Source organism: Bradyrhizobium sp. SMVTL-02 (assembly GCF_051853005.1).
Classification (GTDB): Bacteria; Pseudomonadota; Alphaproteobacteria; order Rhizobiales; family Xanthobacteraceae; genus Bradyrhizobium.
In genome coordinates this window covers 5,121,079-5,137,998 of the sequence record NZ_CP182469.1, presented here as the reverse complement: position 1 = coordinate 5,137,998, position 16,920 = coordinate 5,121,079, and the positions used below count along the sequence as shown (strand labels likewise).

Annotated in this window: 17 protein-coding genes and 1 pseudogene; 10 read left to right on the top strand and 8 right to left on the bottom strand. The window is 64.6% G+C overall.

The annotated features are described in order from the left end of the window. Window positions 1-3 precede the first annotated feature (3 nt). The 3 genes from ACNJYB_RS24460 to ACNJYB_RS24450 all read right to left on the bottom strand — a co-directional run bounded on the left by ACNJYB_RS24460 (window position 4) and on the right by ACNJYB_RS24450 (window position 2,893). A complete protein-coding gene (locus ACNJYB_RS24460; RefSeq protein WP_439368959.1) occupies window positions 4-630 on the bottom strand; it encodes a transglutaminase-like cysteine peptidase in 627 nt (208 codons plus the stop codon). 330 nt (window positions 631-960) lie between these two features. Further along, window positions 961-1,572 (bottom strand): PilZ domain-containing protein, encoded by a 612-nt coding sequence (locus ACNJYB_RS24455; RefSeq protein WP_439368957.1) that lies wholly within the window; start codon window positions 1,570-1,572, stop codon window positions 961-963. Between the two features lie 130 nt (window positions 1,573-1,702). Further along, entirely contained in the window at window positions 1,703-2,893 is a 1,191-nt protein-coding gene (locus tag ACNJYB_RS24450) for an MFS transporter (protein WP_439375637.1), read from the bottom strand. Between the two features lie 306 nt (window positions 2,894-3,199). Between ACNJYB_RS24450 and ACNJYB_RS24445 the strand changes: the two genes are divergently transcribed. The 5 genes from ACNJYB_RS24445 to ACNJYB_RS24425 all read left to right on the top strand — a co-directional run bounded on the left by ACNJYB_RS24445 (window position 3,200) and on the right by ACNJYB_RS24425 (window position 8,350). Continuing rightward, entirely contained in the window at window positions 3,200-4,351 is a 1,152-nt protein-coding gene (locus tag ACNJYB_RS24445) for a zinc-binding dehydrogenase (protein ID WP_439368956.1), read from the top strand. Window positions 4,352-4,499: 148 nt separating this feature from the next. Beyond that, entirely contained in the window at window positions 4,500-4,922 is a 423-nt protein-coding gene (locus ACNJYB_RS24440; RefSeq protein ID WP_439368954.1) for a VOC family protein, read from the top strand. A gap of 104 nt (window positions 4,923-5,026) precedes the next feature. Then, a complete protein-coding gene (locus ACNJYB_RS24435) occupies window positions 5,027-5,539 on the top strand; it encodes a hypothetical protein (RefSeq protein ID WP_439368953.1) in 513 nt (170 codons plus the stop codon). 15 nt (window positions 5,540-5,554) lie between these two features. After that, a complete protein-coding gene (locus ACNJYB_RS24430; protein WP_439368951.1) occupies window positions 5,555-6,139 on the top strand; it encodes a hypothetical protein in 585 nt (194 codons plus the stop codon). Window positions 6,140-6,424: 285 nt separating this feature from the next. Further along, complete coding sequence (locus tag ACNJYB_RS24425; protein WP_439368950.1) at window positions 6,425-8,350, top strand: DEAD/DEAH box helicase; 1,926 nt, start codon at window positions 6,425-6,427, stop codon at window positions 8,348-8,350. Between the two features lie 77 nt (window positions 8,351-8,427). Here the strand turns inward: ACNJYB_RS24425 and ACNJYB_RS24420 are convergent, their stop codons facing one another. Both ACNJYB_RS24420 and ACNJYB_RS24415 read right to left on the bottom strand, forming a co-directional pair. Then, a complete protein-coding gene (locus ACNJYB_RS24420; protein ID WP_439368949.1) occupies window positions 8,428-8,730 on the bottom strand; it encodes a hypothetical protein in 303 nt (100 codons plus the stop codon). A 122-nt stretch (window positions 8,731-8,852) separates the two neighbouring features. After that, on the bottom strand, window positions 8,853-9,359 hold the full coding sequence (locus tag ACNJYB_RS24415; RefSeq protein ID WP_439368947.1) for a GNAT family N-acetyltransferase: 507 nt from the start codon (window positions 9,357-9,359) through the stop codon (window positions 8,853-8,855). Between the two features lie 145 nt (window positions 9,360-9,504). Between ACNJYB_RS24415 and ACNJYB_RS24410 the strand changes: the two genes are divergently transcribed. Then, on the top strand, window positions 9,505-9,891 hold the full coding sequence (locus ACNJYB_RS24410; RefSeq protein WP_439368945.1) for a COG4315 family predicted lipoprotein: 387 nt from the start codon (window positions 9,505-9,507) through the stop codon (window positions 9,889-9,891). 429 nt (window positions 9,892-10,320) lie between these two features. Next, complete coding sequence (locus tag ACNJYB_RS24405; protein WP_439368944.1) at window positions 10,321-10,806, top strand: phasin; 486 nt, start codon at window positions 10,321-10,323, stop codon at window positions 10,804-10,806. 277 nt (window positions 10,807-11,083) lie between these two features. On the opposite strand, the gene ACNJYB_RS24400 is transcribed toward ACNJYB_RS24405, so the two are convergent. Both ACNJYB_RS24400 and ACNJYB_RS24395 read right to left on the bottom strand, forming a co-directional pair. Next, complete coding sequence (locus tag ACNJYB_RS24400) at window positions 11,084-11,902, bottom strand: Crp/Fnr family transcriptional regulator (protein WP_439375636.1); 819 nt, start codon at window positions 11,900-11,902, stop codon at window positions 11,084-11,086. Between the two features lie 178 nt (window positions 11,903-12,080). Beyond that, window positions 12,081-12,635: a PAS domain-containing protein gene (locus ACNJYB_RS24395; protein ID WP_439368942.1), complete on the bottom strand. Its 555-nt coding sequence runs from the start codon at window positions 12,633-12,635 to the stop codon at window positions 12,081-12,083. A 451-nt stretch (window positions 12,636-13,086) separates the two neighbouring features. Between ACNJYB_RS24395 and ACNJYB_RS24390 the strand changes: the two genes are divergently transcribed. Continuing rightward, the gene (locus ACNJYB_RS24390) at window positions 13,087-13,908 is read left to right on the top strand and encodes a rhomboid family intramembrane serine protease (protein ID WP_439368940.1); all 822 of its coding nucleotides are present in this window, start codon (window positions 13,087-13,089) and stop codon (window positions 13,906-13,908) included. A 187-nt stretch (window positions 13,909-14,095) separates the two neighbouring features. Next, a pseudogene (locus ACNJYB_RS24385) lies at window positions 14,096-14,522 on the top strand (CBS domain-containing protein). A gap of 20 nt (window positions 14,523-14,542) precedes the next feature. On the opposite strand, the gene ACNJYB_RS24380 reads toward ACNJYB_RS24385, so the two are convergent. Beyond that, window positions 14,543-15,595, bottom strand: a complete 1,053-nt coding sequence (locus ACNJYB_RS24380) for a patatin-like phospholipase family protein (protein ID WP_439368939.1) — start codon at window positions 15,593-15,595, stop codon at window positions 14,543-14,545. Window positions 15,596-15,840: 245 nt separating this feature from the next. Between ACNJYB_RS24380 and ACNJYB_RS24375 the strand changes: the two genes are divergently transcribed. Further along, entirely contained in the window at window positions 15,841-16,914 is a 1,074-nt protein-coding gene (locus tag ACNJYB_RS24375) for a hypothetical protein (protein ID WP_439368937.1), read from the top strand. Window positions 16,915-16,920: the final 6 nt, after the last annotated feature.

Sequence of the window (16,920 nt, the reverse complement as noted above, 5' to 3'; positions counted from 1 at the left end):
TCTCTACTGATCTTTCGCGCTGGCGGTGGAGACCGCCGGCTTGGTATCGCCCAGCGAGACCCAGACGTTGGGATCGCTCTGCGACTGGCGCTTGACGAAGCGGTAGCCGGTCTCCGTCCAGGCAACGACGTTCTCGTTCTGATTGTCGAGAACGAACTCGCCCTTGTCGGTCTTCACCGTCAGCACCGCGTGGCCTTCGCCCTTCTTGTCGCGCACCACCGTGATGAGCAGGGCCTCGCGGGGCCAGCCGGCATCCATCAGCATCTTGCGCTTCAACAGCACATAGTCTTCACAGTCGCCGTAACCGTCCGATGGCAGCGACCACTTCTCGATCACGCCCCAGTGCTCCTGGTCGGTCAAAGGCTTGACGGTCTCGTTGACCCAGCGATTGACCTTGACGAGGTCCCGCCACGCCGTCTGCGACATCACGATGTCGCGCGGCTGCGTCGGCCCGCCCTGGCACTGCGCGGCATTGTCCGCACAGAATTCGACCCAGCCGATCGGCGCACGCGTGGTGTCGCCGAGGCTCGCGTAGAGCAGTCGGCCTTCGCCGGCCTGCACCGTCGCGCTGATCCCGAAGAGCATGGCGGCGATCGCCAGTCCCTTCCCCTGTCCCCTGAAATCAAACATTGCGGCCCCCGTTTCTTGTTGGGCCACATTTGGCACGGAGCTTTTGAGCTGCCGCTAAGTCGACCAAGTCAAGTCGAGACGAATACAAGTAAAATGCGCGGCGAATTTGACCTATACTTGAATAGAATTCACGTAAAATTCGATATTACTGCAATTGATTCAAACTTTATCGATTAACGCGGAAACGCTGGCGGAACCGCCCTTTGCACGCGCACGGGCGGCCAGCGTTAACCGGCTTGGCGACGCCGCCAACGCATGAAAAAGGCGGCATCCGTGTCAGGGAGGCCGCCTTCAGGGCTGGAAAACCGGTGGTTTTGACGCAGTTGCGCTTTACCGCGCGGTAACGCTCTCTTCGAGTGTCTCGGCCGGCTGCTCGTGCATGAACTCCAGCGCGAAGCCGTCCTCGAGGTTTCGGACCACGCGGCCCTGGACCCGGCCGAGGTAAATCGTCGACTTCAGCGGCGGGCGGTTCTCCGCGGCAATGGCTGCGCCCGACAGCGACAGGTCGATGATGCGGCAGGTCATCTTGGTGCCGTCCTCGAGCGTCAGCACCGCGATCGGGTTGCGCGGCACGATACGGTCGTGGCGGCGGTCCTCCGGCAGGTTGAGGATGTCGCGGTTTGCGAGCCAGGTCAGCTGTGCCGCGAGCTTGTCGCGTTTCCGGGGCGTCGCCCCGATCGTCATGGCAAAGCCATTGTCGATGATCCGGGTGATCTTGCCCTCGACGCGGCCGATATGGTCGAGATAGGCGACCACGCGGTCGCCCACATTGCCGATGCCGGGGGCGAGCAGGGCAAGGCCGCCCGGCGACATGTTGATGACCTGGCAGGGGAATTCCCGGCGGTCGGGCAGCATGTAACGGCCGAGCAGGTGCACTTTCACCCGCTGGAAACGCCGACGTTCCTCGGCGGCCGGAAGAAATTTTTTGTTCGCCAACGCCATTTTCAACACCCGACCCCCCGCCCGGGCGGAGTCCGGCACGACCCTAAGGTGCACAGGGTTAATGCCGCGTTAGGATCGGGCGCGCCTGTTACCGACAGACGATCGAAAAGCCACCTCCCGAGCGGACCGGTCAAGCCGTCGATGTCCCCCGCCGATACAGCAGGAGCAGCAGCGTCAACAGCACGGCGGCCGACAGCCCGAGCGACCAGTGGATGCCGATCGCCGCGCCGAACACACCGACGGTGATGCCGCTGAAGGCCCGCATCCCGAGCCCGGCCATATTATAAAGGCCGACGACACGCCCGCGGATGTCGTGCGGCGCGTTGAGCTGAACCAGGGCCTGCGCCATGGTGTTGAAAGACAGCTCGAAGAAGCCCGCGAAGAACAGCAGCATGATCGCGACGGGATAGATCCGCACCGCGGCAAAGCCGAGCAGCGCCACGCTCCAGAGCATCGCGAGGGTGATCGCGGTGCGCGGCGTACCCTTGAGGCGTCCCCAGGACTCCAGCGCGATGCCGGCGAGCAGCGCGCCGGCAGCATCGGCTGCGAGCAGCACGCTGTAGGAAACGCCGGGATCGCCATGGCCGAGATCGCCGGCAAAGCCCGGCATCTGGGCGTGATAGGCATTGCCGATCATGAACGAGGTGAGGCCGGCGAGGCATGTCATCGCCGTCAGCACCGGCTGCGTGCCGATGGCACGGATCGTGAGCATGATGTCGGCAAGGCCGCGCACCGCGAAGCGTCGCGCCGCCAGGCTCTTGTCCCGCGCCGGCGCCCAGAACAGCCAGAGCAGCATCGGCAGATAGAACAGCGTGTTGAAGATGATGCCGTGCGAGGGGCCGAGCGTCAGCATGATGATTCCGCCGACCGCGGGCCCAACCAGGATGCCGAGATAGCGCGCCATCGCGTTCAGCCGCACTGCGCTCGGCAGGTCGGCGGGACCGACGAGGTCGTAGAGCAGCAGCTGGTTCGGCGTCTGCCACAACACGCCTGCGCAGCCATGGATCACCAGCAGCAGCATCGCGTGCCACATCTGGATCGTGTCGGTCAGGAAGAAGAAGCCCCATCCGGCCGAAGCGACAATGAACAGCAGCATGCCGCACTGGATGATCCGGCGCGGATCGAACCGGTCGGCGAGGCCGCCGACGGCGACCGAGAACAGCAGGAACGGCAGCCAGTGCGACAGCACGGCAAACCCTCCCAGCGTCGGCGAATGGAATTTCTGGAACACCACCCAATAGCTGATCACATGCTCGATATTGTCGGCCATCATCGCCAGCACATAGGCGATGAACTGGAGCCGGTACGGCACGGACTTCATCGCCGCGAACGATCCGGACGCGGCCACGGGGTTTTTCGGAAGGGGATTCAAGCGGGCACCTGGGCGGAATTTCAACCGTCCGTACACGGTCGCAGGTGGAGGCTCAAGACACTTAAGTGGGCTCGAACAGCGGCTATGCAGCGTTGCTGCTGTAGCCCGGATGAGCGAAGCGATATCCGGAAACACATCTACCCGCCTGTCGCTTCGCTCATGCGGGTACTGCATCTTGGCACGACCGCGCATCTCACATACGCTTCGCCTCAGCCCGCATCATCAATCATAACAGACGGGCAGCGAGGACACACCATGGAGCAAATCCGCGTCTGCACCCACGCCGGGCCGGGAAGCGAACCCGTCATCCGCACCGTGCCCTGGCCGAAGGTCGGCCGCAAGGCGGCGCTGATCAAGGTCGGCGCCTGCGGGGTCTGTGGCACCGACCTGCACATCCTGAAAGGACACTGGCCGAAGCCGCTGCCCTGGCCGTTCACGCTCGGCCACGAGCTCGGCGGTGTCATCGTCGAATGCGGCGAGGAATTCACCGAAGACTTCATGAGCAAGCCGCTGACCGTCGGCTCGAAGGTGATGATCCCCCCGTTGATGCCGTGCGGTCGCTGCTATTACTGCATCCATTATCCGCAGACCGCGAACAAGTGCCTGACGCCGGTCTATTACGGCCGCTATCTCGGCTTCGACAAGGCGCCGCACATGTGGGGCGGCTGGGCCGAATATGTCTATGTCGATCTCGAGATGCTGCCGGGCACCAAGATCTACAAGCTGCCCGACGACATGTCGCTGCGCCTCGGCGCGCTGTCCGAGCCGCTGACCTCCTGCATCCGGGCCTTCAACCGCGCTACGCGCGCCGGCGGTTTTTCCTGGGGTGACACCGTGGTGATACAGGGCTCGGGTCCGATCGGCATTCTCGCGGTCGCCGCCGCAAAGGAGATGGGGGCAGGGCGCGTCATCTGCGTCGGCGCCCCGGAGGAGCCGCGGCTCAAGCTCGCGCGCGAGTTCGGCGCGGAGGCGACGGTCAACATCGAGGAGCTGAAATCACCTCGGGAGCGCATCGATCGTGTGCGCGACATCGTCGGCGGATTCGGCGCCGACCTCGTGATGGACTGCTCGGGCCATCCCACCGCCGGCCCCGAAGGCATCGAGATGCTGCGCGACGGCGGCACCTATGTCGAGATGGGCCAGTTCACCGACGCCGGCTCGATCGACACGTCATGGCATCGCATCTGCACCAAGGATCTCAACGTGCTGGGATCCTGGGGCTTCACCGGCAACGATCTGCCGCTCGGCGTCGACATGCTCTACCGCGCGCGTGACAAATATCCGTGGCTGAAGATGCAGACGATCTATCCGTTCACGGAAGAGGGTGTCGCGCAGGCGGTGAAGGATGCGATGACAATGAAGACGGTGAAGTCTACCATCGTGCCCTGGCCGGAATTGGTGGAGTGAAGTAAAGGCTGTAGCCCGGATGAAGCGACTTGTCCGCCGTAGCTCCACGAGCGAAGGCGGGAGCGAGATCCAGGGAGCTTGTGGATGATTTCCCGCATGTCGGTTCGCTCATGCGGGCTACGCCTTTGAGTTTGGATTGAGCGATGAAATGACAAACGAGCAGACTGCTGGCCCACACCGCCGCTCTCCCTTCCACGCCATCGGCGCGATCGACTACACCGTCGTCTTCGTCCGCGACATGGCCGCGATGCGCCGCTTCTACGAAGACATCCTCGCCTTTCCGCTCTCGCGCGAGCTCTCGCCGAACTGGATCGAGTACACCTTGGGGCCCAATACGCTGGCGCTGGCAAGACCGAGCCGGACCGCGTCCGATCCGCCGACCCCGGCGGGTAGCGCCTCGCTGCAACTGGCCTTCAGGGTCTCCGCAGCCGAGGTCGATCAATGCGCCGACGAGCTCGCGCGGCAGGGCGTGGCGCTGCTCTCGCCGCCGACGGACCAGTCCTTCGGGCATCGCACGCTGTTCTTTCGCGACCCAGACGGCAACCTTCTGGAGGTCTATGCGGAGATCTGACCGAGAGCCGACGCCCAAAAAGTTCCACCGGATATCCCCGAACTATTCACGCCCAGGTGAAACTTAGGCCCAAGTTCCGGCTTTCATTTCGCGGGAGAGGTATCGTGAAGCGAATCCTGAAACCCGTCACTTACATCCTGGCTGCGATCTACTTCCTGGTGGATGCGGTCTTCATGGCCGTGGCAAGGCCGATCGCCCGCTGGATCGGGCGGCATCTCGAATTCAGGCGATTGCGCGCCTGGATCAAATCGCTGCCGCCGTATCCCTCGCTCGCCCTGTTTTCAGTACCCGTCATCATTCTGGAGCCGATCAAGCCCTTGGCAGCCTACTTCGCTGCGACGGGTCAGTTCGTGAGCGGTGCGGCGACATTCATCGTCGGCGAATTGCTCAAGCTCGTGCTGGTCGAGCGCCTGTTTCATCTCACGCGCGACAAGCTGATGCGAATTCCCGCTTTTGCCTGGGCGTACGGAAAATACGCCGCGGCGAAGGCGTGGCTGCAGGCGACCGAGGCCTGGCGTGCCATCCGGGCCCTGGCCCGCGCGGCCAAGGACACTGTTGTGCGCGCGAAAGCCCGGCTGGTCGGCAGCTTCAGCAAGCTGGCCGCCTCCAGGGATTAGGCGCGCGACCGGGCGATGTTCGACACCGTTGGGCACCACAGAGAGCTCGCCCGGACGCGACAAGGGCTCGCAGCCGGTCAATCGCTCTCCTTCACCACCCTCGCGCCCACGACCTTGGTGCCTTCGATCTCTCGCACGATCCGTCATGTCGTTGCGCTCGCCTTCAGCCGCCCAGGCGCGGATGTCGCTGGCGTAGGGCTCCCTGCGCCAGGCGTTGAGAGCGCCCGGGTCGCACCGAACCTCGATGCCGTCCTCCGAGGTGGTCAGGACGAGCTTCGACCGCTTTGGCTTCCATCGTTCGTCGAGGAGATCGTTGACCAGCCACAGGCAAGTGAAATCCGCGCATTCAGCGGGTCGCGCGGCGTAGACCGCGCAGCCGTGGCGGGGTTTGCAATGCTGGCACCAGGCGTTCGCTGGCTTGGCCAGCGCCTCGATGGCCATCAACTTGCAGCAGAGCGTGCAGTCGCCGCAGGTGCGTTCGACGGAGGACGTCACGCGGTCATTCCCGACAGTGTCTCAACGTCGTCATTGCGAGCGCAGCGAAGCATCCAAAATCTTTCCGCGGCGGAACTCCGGATTGCTTCGCTGCGCTCGCAATGACGGAGTATATGGCAACGGAATCCAGCCTCCCTCGGGTCCCGGGACCCGGCGTCAGAACCCGGTTGCATCCGAGGTCAATTCAGGTGGTCACAAAAATCCACGCAACCTTCAGGCGCGGTTCTCTCCGGAAAGCCATGCATCACAGGCATGGTGATTTCAGAACACATGGCGTAAAGAGCCCCCAATCAAATCGCCAGCGTGCGGCCAGGCCCATTGCCGCGCATGCCAGCTCAGGTCCGCCAGATCACCTTTTGCGCGCCTGAATCAACCAAGGTTCTTCATCCCGTGTCTCTTCCGGCCCTGACCCCGCCGCTCGCCCGAGCTTTGGCCGAGCGGAACTATGATTCACTGACGCCGGTCCAGCTCGCGGTGCTCGCCCACGAAGCCACCGGCCGCGACCTTCTGGTCTCGGCCCAGACCGGCTCCGGCAAGACTGTCGCCTATGGACTGGCGATTGCCAAGAATCTGCTCGATGATGCCGAGCAGTTCGGGCAGGCTGGTGCGCCGCTCGCGCTGATCGTCGCGCCGACCCGCGAGCTCGCGCTTCAGGTCCAGCGCGAGCTGGCCTGGCTGTATGGGCATGCAGGCGGGCGCGTCGTCTCCTGTGTCGGCGGCATGGATCCGCGGCGCGAGCAGCGCGAGCTCGCTGCCGGCGCGCACATCGTCGTCGGCACGCCCGGGCGGCTGTGCGATCATCTGCGGCGTGGCCGGCTCAACATATCCGAACTCGCCGCCGTGGTGCTCGACGAGGCCGACGAGATGCTCAATCTCGGCTTTCGGGAAGACATGGAATTCATCCTCGAGACCACGCCGGAGACGCGCCGCACCCTGCTGTTCTCGGCGACGTTTCCACGCGGCATCGTCGCGCTGGCGAAGCAGTATCAGCGCGACGCCTTCCGGATCGAGGTCGCCGGCGACGAGGGCGGTCATGCCGACATCGAGTATCGCGCGATCCGCATCGCGCCCGCCGATGTCGAGCATGCCGTCGTCAACGTTTTGCGCTTCTACGAAGCGCCGAGCGCGCTGGTGTTCTGCAGCACGCGCGACGCCGTCAGGCATTTGCAGGCAGCGCTGCTGGAGCGCGGCTTTGCCGTGGTCGCCCTGTCGGGCGAACTGACGCAGAACGAGCGGACCCTGGCGCTGCAGTCGCTGCGCGACGGTCGCGCCCGCGTCTGCGTCGCGACCGACGTTGCCGCCCGCGGCATCGATCTGCCGAGCCTCGACCTGGTCATCCATGCGGACCTGCCCAATGATGCGGAAGTGATGCAGCATCGCTCGGGTCGCACCGGGCGCGCGGGCCGGAAGGGGACGAGCGTCCTGCTGGTGCCGCCCGCGCGGCGGCGGCGTGCGGAACTGTTGCTGAACCTCTCGGGCATCGACGCCGAGTGGGGCACGGCGCCTCAGCCAGACGAAATCCGCAAGCTCGATCACGAGCGCATGAAGGACGTGCTGTTCACCGACGAGACGACTCCCGACGATCTGACCCTGGCGCAGGCGCTGCTCGCCGAGAGGTCGGCCGAGGACATCGCCGCCGCGCTGGCGCGGCTTTATCGTGCGCGGTTGCCGTCGCCCGAGGACATCATCGATGCCGGCGAACGGGCCGGCCGGCCGCGTCACGATCGCGAGAGGTTTGAAGGTGGCGACGATCGTCCCGCCAAGCCGCGATCAAAATCCGGAAAAGCGTCCTCGAAGCACGCCATGGCAGAGGGCAGCGTCTGGTTCCGCGCCGCGATCGGACGGCGCAAGAATGCGGAGGCGCGCTGGCTGCTCCCGATGATCTGCCGCCGCGGCGGCATCGACAAGCGCGACATTGGCGCCATCAAGATCATGGACACCACCACCGAGTTCGAGATTTCCGAGCGGGTCGCTGAGTCCTTTGCCGCGAAGATCAAGCGTCCGGACAAGGAGGACAGCATCCGCATCGAGCCGATGGCGGAGGCACCGCAAAGGCACGCCCCTTCGGAGGAGCCGTCATATGCACCCCGGCACGAGAGAGGCGACGGCACTCATCGTGAACGTCGCGACGATAGGCCGCGCGACACGGGATTCAACCCGCGGGACGGCGAACGCAAGCCGAAACTCGACGATGCATCGTCTTTCGGACAGAAAAAGCGGCACAAGAACAAGCCCGGCCGCGCAGAGCCCTCGGTCACGCCGTGGCCGGTCAAGGGCGCGCCCGGAAAGAAATCAAAGAAGAAGCGTCGCGGCTGAGCGGCGCCAGGCGAGGCAAACAGCAATGATGCCGTCGGATTGGATCGGCGGCATCACCCGAAAAGCCCGGTGTGAGCTCAGCGGCCGCCGCCACCGCCGCCACCACCACCTCCGCCACCTCCGCCTCCACCGGCCTCCCGCAGCGACGTATTGTAGCGAGGATCGGTCTGCTTCATGTAGATCGGTGAGACATCATGGGTGAGGCGAGCGACGCGGCGCCCGCCGCCCTGGTTCGGCACATCGATCAGGCCGGCACAGCCCTCGAAGAAGGCGAACTCGCAGCCATAGGTGCGATACTGCGCCGCGTTGGCGCTGGTCGCGCTGAACGCAGCCGTCGCGGCGAACGCAATCAAGGCAACTTCGGACAGTGTGAGTTTCATGGACGTTCTCCAGTCTCGGTTCGGCGAGACCGGAACGGTCCGCACGGTTCTTCGACGGGACTTGGCCCAAAGCGGTTCGAGGCGCTGCTTCACGCCCGCGTGAGCCCGGATGGGCCTGGGCGTTACGTCGCGGCGAGGTCGCGGAGCATGTAGGTCGCACCGTCGCCGTAGGATGCGAGCTTTGCGCGCAATTGCGCATCCGCTGCTACCGGCCGAAAGCCGAACCGCTCCCACAGCGGCCGCGTGGCGTAGACCGAGACCAGCGCGAGCGCCGCGATGCCCGACGCACGAGCCAGTGTCTCGATATCGGCAACGTAAGCCCGCGACGCGCCGCCGCGGAAATCGGGCAGCACGGCGACGTCGTGCACATAGATGCAATCGGCATCGTCTGGGATGAGTTCGAGGAAGACATCAAGCGGCGGAATCGGGTGCTGCTTCCAGGGATGCGCGAGGCCATAACCAACGGTCTCGTCGTCCGCAATGAGCGTGCGGCAGCCATCGGGATAGAGCCGCATCTTTTCCGCGAACACCTCGGGTCGTTCCGGAAGGTTGGGATGGATGCGCGCCGCGATCGCGCTGATCGCGGAAAGGTCGGAGGCGCGCGCGGGACGCCAATGCGGCTTGCTCATGTCCGTCGCCGTTTCGTCTCACCCATTCCAGTTTATTCCGCCGCGCTCGTGTGCGCAGCGAAAAATATCGTTGCCGCTCGCGCAGGAATACGGCACCTCGCGCGGCGTCCTACCCATGCAAGCCAATTGCATGACAGGAGATACCATGACGTCTTCGATCCGACTCGCACTCACGCTCGCCGTCTCGCTCGCGATCGTTCCCGCTGCCTTCGCCGCGCCGCCGACCAAGACCGGCAAGACCGACAAGGGCAATGTGCTCACCGACGCGAAGGGCATGACGCTCTATACCTTCGACAAGGATGCGGACGGCAAGTCGGCCTGCAACGGGCCGTGTGCGACGAACTGGCCGGTGCTGAAGGCCGAGGCGAGCGACGCCCCCGGCGACGGCTACACCATCATCACGCGCGACGACGGCTCGCGGCAATGGGCCTACAAGGGCAAGCCGCTGTACACATTCGCCAAGGATCAGAAGCCCGGCGACATCACCGGCGATGGCTTCTTGAACGGTGCCTGGCATCTGGCGATGCCCTGACGGTTGGCGCACAGACCCGGTGCGCCGTCTTGCGGAGGCGGGCGCATCGGGCCGGAGCGGAGCGGGAATTGACGCAAATCCGGCAAGAAGGATCATGTCGCCCGCGCGATCATTTGCTTCGCCGCAGCGCATTGGTGCGCTCATCTCAAGTTGGCGCATGCGACCGCAGCAACTTCAATGATGCAGAAACGCAATCTGCGCCGCTGCGCCGCGTCAATTGAACAAATTCGCGCTGAGAGTCTGAAAGCGAACCGAACCGGGCACATTCTTCGGTCATAGTTGGCCTTGCAAGGGGGACGGGGCGGTTATCCGCAGCAACAATCCCACTATGTTGAAAAGTAGCTATTGGTGTCCTGGTGCGGCATGCACCGCGACGCCTCGGGGAGTCTTCAATCCGTGATCTAGTTTCGCCTGAAAGGATGAAAGCCCGTGAGTGATGCCAATGTGAAAGTCGAGACGAATGCAGCCCCGGAAAAGGTGGGGGCCAACGGAAGCGCAAAGTTCCAGTTCGACGTACCGTTCTTCAACATGCAGACGATGTTCGGCAGTTTCGCCGAGCAGGGCGCCACACGGGCCCAGGCAAATTTTGCGAAGGTGAGGGCGACTTCGGAGGAAGTCACGGCAGCTCTCTGCGATGCCTATTCGACCAATGCCAAGCGTGCCGCCGACTACGGCATCAAGCTCGCCGAAATTTCCCACACCAATACCACCTCCACGCTGGATTTCATTTCTCAGCTTGCCGATGCGAGGTCGTTTGCCGATCTCGTCAACCTCTCCACCGCCCACGGTCGCAAGACCTTGGAAGCAACTTCGGCTCAGAACCGCGAACTCTGGGACCTCGCCCAGAAGGTCGCGACGGAAACGGCCGAGCCGATCAAGCAGAGCCTCAACCGGGTTTTGCGTAGCGCTGCTTGAATCGAAGCGGTTGGCCGCGCGGATCGGCTGGGCGAGCGTCTCCGCAAGAAGAGAAGCCGTCCAGCCGATTGCGGCCTCCCTCACTGTTGAGGTGATTCCAAGTGGAGGAAATCACGATGGGTATGGTCATGATCAAGTGCCCGGAAACGGGCAACGCCATTCCGACGGGCATCGAGATGGATGGCGAGAGGTTTCGGTGCAGCGCGGTGTTTTTTTCGCGCACCTATTGCAGGATGTGCGCCGCGACGCACGAATGGTTTGCCAGAGAGGCGTGGGTCTACGAGTCGGTCTTGGCGAACGGGGGGAGGCAGCCAATCCGCGCCGGCGCGGCCTGAAGGACCCTTGGCGCATCCTGCGAAACGATCCGATCGATCCTGCGGCTCATCACCTTGTAGCACTCACAGGCGATGATCTCGAGGCGGTGCCTGTCGATCTCCAGCTGGCCGCGCCGGTTGGACTTGATTGCCCGGGATGAGCGCAAAGCGCTCACCACGTGCGTGACCGTGGTGCGGCGGACGCCGAGCAATTCCGACAGCGTCTCCTGTGTCAGGGGCAGGATGTCACCACCATCCGTCCGGTCGTGGATGTGCAGCAGCCAGCGGGCGAGGCGCGCCTCGACCGAATGCAGAGCATTGCAGGCTGCGACGTGCTGGAATTGCGTCAGCAGTGTCCGGGTGAGAAGCTGAACCGAACTTGCAATGGCCGGACTTCGCTCGAGCGCATGGTGAAATCGTGCGGGCGAGATCTGCAGCGCCGTCCCGGCCACGCGGACGACCGCAGTCATGGGTGATCGGATCGGGCCGAGCGCCGTCATGATTCCAACCGCCCCGTCGTTGCCGATCACGGCAGTTGCCGCGGTCTGTCCGTTCGGCAACTCCATGATGAGAGCGATCGCGCCGCTGCAGGGAAAGGAGAGATGGTCGATCTTGTCGCCTGACCGAACCAGGACTGCGTCGTGCTGGAGCTCCACTTTTCGCAGATGAGGAGCAAGCAACGCGAAATCGGCTGGCGGCAACGCAGCTAACAACCGATTTCCAACTCTGGTCACGTGCTCCATCACGGGAATGGTCCCTGGACGGACGCCCGGCAGACGCATCTTCACTGATCGCGCTGCGCTGCCGCTTGCCATGGCAAACGAAATAAACTCGACTTAAAAACTAAGGTTCCTCTGACGCATTGGCAAGCTGGCACGCGAGTGTGCCTCATCGTGTTCAAACCCTTGAAGATCGGGCCAGCCATTTGCAAGTCTTGCGCGCCTGACGCGAGCGCCGCTGCTAGCGCAGCCCCTCATACACCATCAGCCCGCGTGCGATCTGCAGCTTGCGGATCGCGCGCGGCAGCAGCTTCTCCGGCTGGTGCAGGTAGCGCCAGGAGGTGAGGGTGAAGGCTGAAAGCGCACCGCATTCCTCGTCGAAAGGCGCGAGCACGCCAGTGACGCTCACTGGCGTATGCGGGCGCGCGTTGAAGGGCAGCAGCAGGAGCTCGAGATGCGCCTTGCTGCCGTCCTCGCGCGTGGCGGTGACGCCGGCGATCGCACCAAGCGTCTCGTCGGAGACGATGGTCGTGATGTCCTCGATCTCGCTGCGGCTTGCTGGCGTGAACAGCGCCGCAAAGCTCTGGTCCTTGAGGTCGATCCCGGCCAGCGCACAGACGCGGGTACCGGCAACGCGGAAGGGGAAGCCGAGATTGGGCTCGCAGGAGAGCACGAAGATATCGCCGAGCAGGCCGCGAACCGCGGCCGGATCGATGTCGGCCCGGTCAGGGGCCCGTGCAGTACCGCGCTTCGTGTCCCAATACGCGAAAAATGCGCGGCTCGACGGATGTTTCATGGCTGACGCTAACCCGGGGCGCAACCTCGCGGGACAGATCTGTCCCGCTTCAGTGCACCCGCGATCCCTTCTGTTGTTGTGCAGGAGGGGATTTGCAGCGTCCATGCCGCAGGGGCGTTTTCACGGCTGTTAACCTGGTCTTTGCGTCGTTAACGTTAAATTAACTACGCGCTTTGCGCCTCGCGCGGCCCTGCTATGGTGACCGCGGTCGCAAGCCTCGCCGCTTTTCTCCAGGTTCTCGGCGCGGCCTGTACACAGGGCGTCAAACAGTTTGGCCACGGGCCGGGGAGGGGTGGGGATACAACTTCATTCCCTCAGGCGTCGGAAGGCCGACACGGACAGGCAGGGCTTTCCAAGGCCCTGCCTTTTCCCTTTGTGCACTTGCGCAAGGCCGGCAAAGGCGACTATCTCCAAGCCTGTCGCTCCGATCGCGCCTGAAAGCGAAGCTGCCTTGGATTCCCCGCCGCAAGATTCGACGCCGCAAGGTTCTCAACCGGGCCCGGCCGTCCATGAGGAGGCTCCGCGCGAGCCGATCCTGACGCTGCCGGTGGCGCTGACCGCCTATATCGCGGTGCTGGCGCTGATCCATCTGCGGGTGCTGCTGCCGCCGGAGTTCGAGAACTGGACCATCGACGTCTTCGGCTTCATCCCGAAGCGTTACGATTCCTCGCTGCTCAACCTGCAGATCCCCGGCGGCGCCGGCGCCAAGATCTGGAGCTTCGTCACCTATTCGCTGCTGCATGCCAACCTGACCCATCTCGGCTTCAACGTGCTGTGGCTGCTGCCGTTCGGCAGCGCGCTGGCGCGGCGCTTCGGCGCGATCAGGTTCTTCGTCTTCATGGCGGTGACGGCAGCGGCCGGCGCGCTCGCCCATCTCCTCACCCACGAGCATGCGGTGGCGCCGATGATCGGCGCCTCGGCCTCGGTGTCGGGCGCGATGGCAGCCGCGATCCGCTTTGCCTTCGCCCGTGGCAGCTTCCTGTCCTTCAGCCGTTCGGACGCCGATACCGCCGCAAAGGTTCCCGCGCTGCCGCTGTCGCGTGCGCTGCGCGACGGGCGGGTGGTCGGCTTCCTCGCAGTGTGGTTCGGCGTCAACATCATCTTCGGCGTCGGCGCAATCGGCATCGATGCGGAGACCACGAGCGTTGCCTGGCAGGCACATATCGGCGGGTTCTTCGCCGGCCTGTTGCTGTTCGCGCTGTTCGATCCCGTGCCGCGCGTGCGAAGCGATGCTGCGGATGCGTCATCGCAGGACGTTTCGGACCGCATTTGAAGCTGTGCTTGCGGCCCGGCCCGAATTCATCCATCATTCGCGTGAAGAATGTTCCGAAGCGACAAGCCCCTGGAGGCAACGCTTCGACAAGTGCGCGAGCGTGAAACCGCGCCAAAACTGTTAGTTGAAGACTCGCGAACAAGTCCGAACCGCCAAAGGCGGACGGCTCCGATTCAGGGAGGCGACAATGACGGTACGTTCCATTCTCAACACCAAGGGCCACCAGATCATGAGCGTCGAGCCCGACGCCAAGCTGTCGGCCGCCATCAAGCTGCTCGGCGAGAAGAAGATCGGCGCCGTGCTGGTGATGAACCAGAGCCGGCTGGAAGGCATCCTGTCCGAGCGCGACATCGTGCGCGTGCTCGGCGAGCGCGGCGCCGGCGTGCTGGAAGAGCCGGTCTCGGAGGTCATGACCCGCAAGGTCGTCACCTGCAAGGAGACCGACACCGTCGCCGAACTGATGGAGAGGATGACGACAGGCAAGTTCCGCCATCTGCCCGTCATCGACAGGCAAGGTGGTCGGGCTGATCTCGATCGGCGACATCGTCAAATGGCGTGTCCGCGAATACGAGGCGGAGCAGGAAGCCCTGCGCGACTACATCAAGACGGCCTGACGGGCCTCACGCGGTCCGCTTTACTCGTCCGCTTTGGGCGCGTGACCGGCGGGCGCCGGCGCGAGCACATCGATCGCCTCCTGGATCGACTCCAGCGCGCGCTCGGCGGCGCGCGTTCCGTGCGCGATCAGATCCTCGCCGCGGTGGAAGTCGAACCAGCCGAAATGGCCGACCCGCGGCGTGATCAGCATATCGGGCGGATCGCCGGCAAGGCGCGCGCGGGTGATGCGGTCCTGCATGATGTTGAACGCATCGACCATCACCGAGGAGATGCCGGGTCGTCCGCCGCCGCCGAAGAACTCGCGCTTCATGGTCTTCTCGGGCGAGAACAGGCGCGGAAAGCGCCGCTTGGCCGGCGTCGCTTCGGCCTCGGAAGCGACCGGGGCAGGCCCAGCGCCATGCGCATGGATCGTCGTGGAATGGGTGAAGATGTCGCTGGAAAGATTTGCGGCGATGACGATTTCGGCGCCGAGCGCGCGAGCCGCCGAGACCGGCACCGGATTGACCAGCGTGCCGTCGACCAGCCAGCGGTCGCCGATCAGGACCGGTGAGAAGATGCCGGGCAGGGCGTAGGACGCCCGCATCGCGTCGACCATGCGGCCGCGCGTCAGCCAGATCTCGTGGCCGGTGCGGACCTCGGTCGCGACGGCGGCGAACTTGACGGGCAGGTCCTCGATCAGGGTCTGGCCGATCGCTGTCTCGAGCCGGGTTGCGAGCTTCTCGCCGCCGATCAGGCCGGAGCCGTTGAGGCGGATGTCGAGATAGCCCAGGATGTTGCGCATGCCCTGCAGGCTGCGCCCCCACTCCTCGAACGTATCGAGTCGACCGGCCGCATGGAGGCCGCCGACCACGGCGCCGATCGAGGTACCGACCACGACGTCGGGCACGATGCCGTTGGCAATCAGGGTCCTCAGGATCCCGATATGGGCAAAGCCGCGCGCCGCGCCGCCGCCGAGCGCGAGGCCAATGACTGGCCGACGGATGCTGCCCAAGCCGACCTTCTCGCCGACTTTTTCGCCGGCCTTCTCGCCGTTGGAGCCGTTCGAGCCGCGGCCCTTCAAGATCTCCAGCACTAAAACTCTCCTACGCTGGGACAGCCCGCCGTCAGACTAGGCACCCCAATTGCGCTCCGCCATATCAGGCACGAAGCATGGTTTATGCCGCTTTGGGGAGGGCACTGGGCAGGAGTATGGCGAGGGACGGTTGCCTCAAGTCTAATCACGCAGCCGTCAGCGGGTTCCATAGATCGCATCGGGGCCGTATTTCCTGGGATATCCGAGGCTTGAATTTGCCGCGTTTTCGGTGAAAACCAGGGAACATGACACGCGGGGGTGACGGCATCATCGGATGGCGGCGCAGCGGCAGGCTGCTGCCGGCGCTGACCCTTGCCGCCTGCCTCGTCGCATCAGGCCAAAACGTTGCGCAAGCGCAGCTTTTCTCCGATCGCCCGCCGCCGGTGCCCCCGGCCTCGGTGCCAGATCCCGGCGGAGCCGTCAGCCTGGCGCCCCCTTCCGGCCCGGGTGCCGGCCCGCCGAGTCTGCCGCCCACCCTGATTCAGCCGGTGACCCCCAGCATGCCGCCGCCCGCCGTCACGACGGTGCCACCGGCAGCGCCGCTCAATGCGGCCGTGCCCGGCCAGGGTGTGCTGTCGCTGACGGCGAGATACGGCAAGGATTCCGCTCCGATCACCAGCGGCCTGGTGTGGCGGGTGTTTGCCGACCGTCCCGACGAGAACGGCACCTTCAAGCTGATCCGTGAGGACCGCAGCGCCACGCCCAACATCGTGCTGCCGCCCGGCAACTACGTCGTCCACGTCGCCTTCGGCCTCGTCAGCGCGGTACGCACCGTCAGCCTCAAGGCCGAGACCGATCGCGAATCCTTCGTGCTGCCGGCCGGCGGCCTGCGCATCGAGGGCCGCGTCGGCACCAGCCGCATTCCGCAGAACCAGATCTCGTTCGCGATCTACAAGGGCAGCCAGTTCGAATCCGGTGAGCGCGCCTCGCTGGTGCCCAACGTCGCCGCCGGCGACGTCGTGTTGATCCCGGAAGGCACCTACTACATCGTCTCCAACTATGGCGATGCCAATTCGGTGGTGCGCTCGGATATCCGCGTCCAGGCCGGCAAGCTCACCGACGTTACCATCACCCACCGCGCCGCCGTCATCACGCTCAAGCTCGTCAGCGACCGGGGCGGCGAGGCGCTCGCCAACACCGCCTGGTCGGTGCTGACCCCCGGCGGCGACGTCATCAAGGAATCGATCGGCGCCTTCCCGCGCGTCGTGCTGTCCGAAGGTGAATACCGCGCCATCGCCAAGAACGAGGGCAAGGTCTACGAGCGCGGCTTCAACGTCGTCAACGGCGTCGACGGCGAAGTGGAAGTGGTGGCGCGGTAGTCTTCC

Bases quoted from the DNA above. Each gene is read 5' to 3' on its own strand.
- ACNJYB_RS24460 (WP_439368959.1), bottom strand. From the start codon at position 630: ATGTTTGATTTCAGGGGACAGGGGAAGGGACTGGCGATCGCCGCCATG.
- ACNJYB_RS24455 (WP_439368957.1), bottom strand. From the start codon at position 1,572: ATGGCGTTGGCGAACAAAAAATTTCTTCCGGCCGCCGAGGAACGTCGG.
- ACNJYB_RS24450 (WP_439375637.1), bottom strand. From the start codon at position 2,893: ATGAAGTCCGTGCCGTACCGGCTCCAGTTCATCGCCTATGTGCTGGCG.
- ACNJYB_RS24445 (WP_439368956.1), top strand. From the start codon at position 3,200: ATGGAGCAAATCCGCGTCTGCACCCACGCCGGGCCGGGAAGCGAACCC.
- ACNJYB_RS24440 (WP_439368954.1), top strand. From the start codon at position 4,500: ATGACAAACGAGCAGACTGCTGGCCCACACCGCCGCTCTCCCTTCCAC.
- ACNJYB_RS24430 (WP_439368951.1), top strand. From the start codon at position 5,555: ATGTTCGACACCGTTGGGCACCACAGAGAGCTCGCCCGGACGCGACAA.
- ACNJYB_RS24420 (WP_439368949.1), bottom strand. From the start codon at position 8,730: ATGAAACTCACACTGTCCGAAGTTGCCTTGATTGCGTTCGCCGCGACG.
- ACNJYB_RS24415 (WP_439368947.1), bottom strand. From the start codon at position 9,359: ATGAGCAAGCCGCATTGGCGTCCCGCGCGCGCCTCCGACCTTTCCGCG.
- ACNJYB_RS24410 (WP_439368945.1), top strand. From the start codon at position 9,505: ATGACGTCTTCGATCCGACTCGCACTCACGCTCGCCGTCTCGCTCGCG.
- ACNJYB_RS24400 (WP_439375636.1), bottom strand. From the start codon at position 11,902: ATGCGTCTGCCGGGCGTCCGTCCAGGGACCATTCCCGTGATGGAGCAC.
- ACNJYB_RS24395 (WP_439368942.1), bottom strand. From the start codon at position 12,635: ATGAAACATCCGTCGAGCCGCGCATTTTTCGCGTATTGGGACACGAAG.
- ACNJYB_RS24375 (WP_439368937.1), top strand. From the start codon at position 15,841: ATGACACGCGGGGGTGACGGCATCATCGGATGGCGGCGCAGCGGCAGG.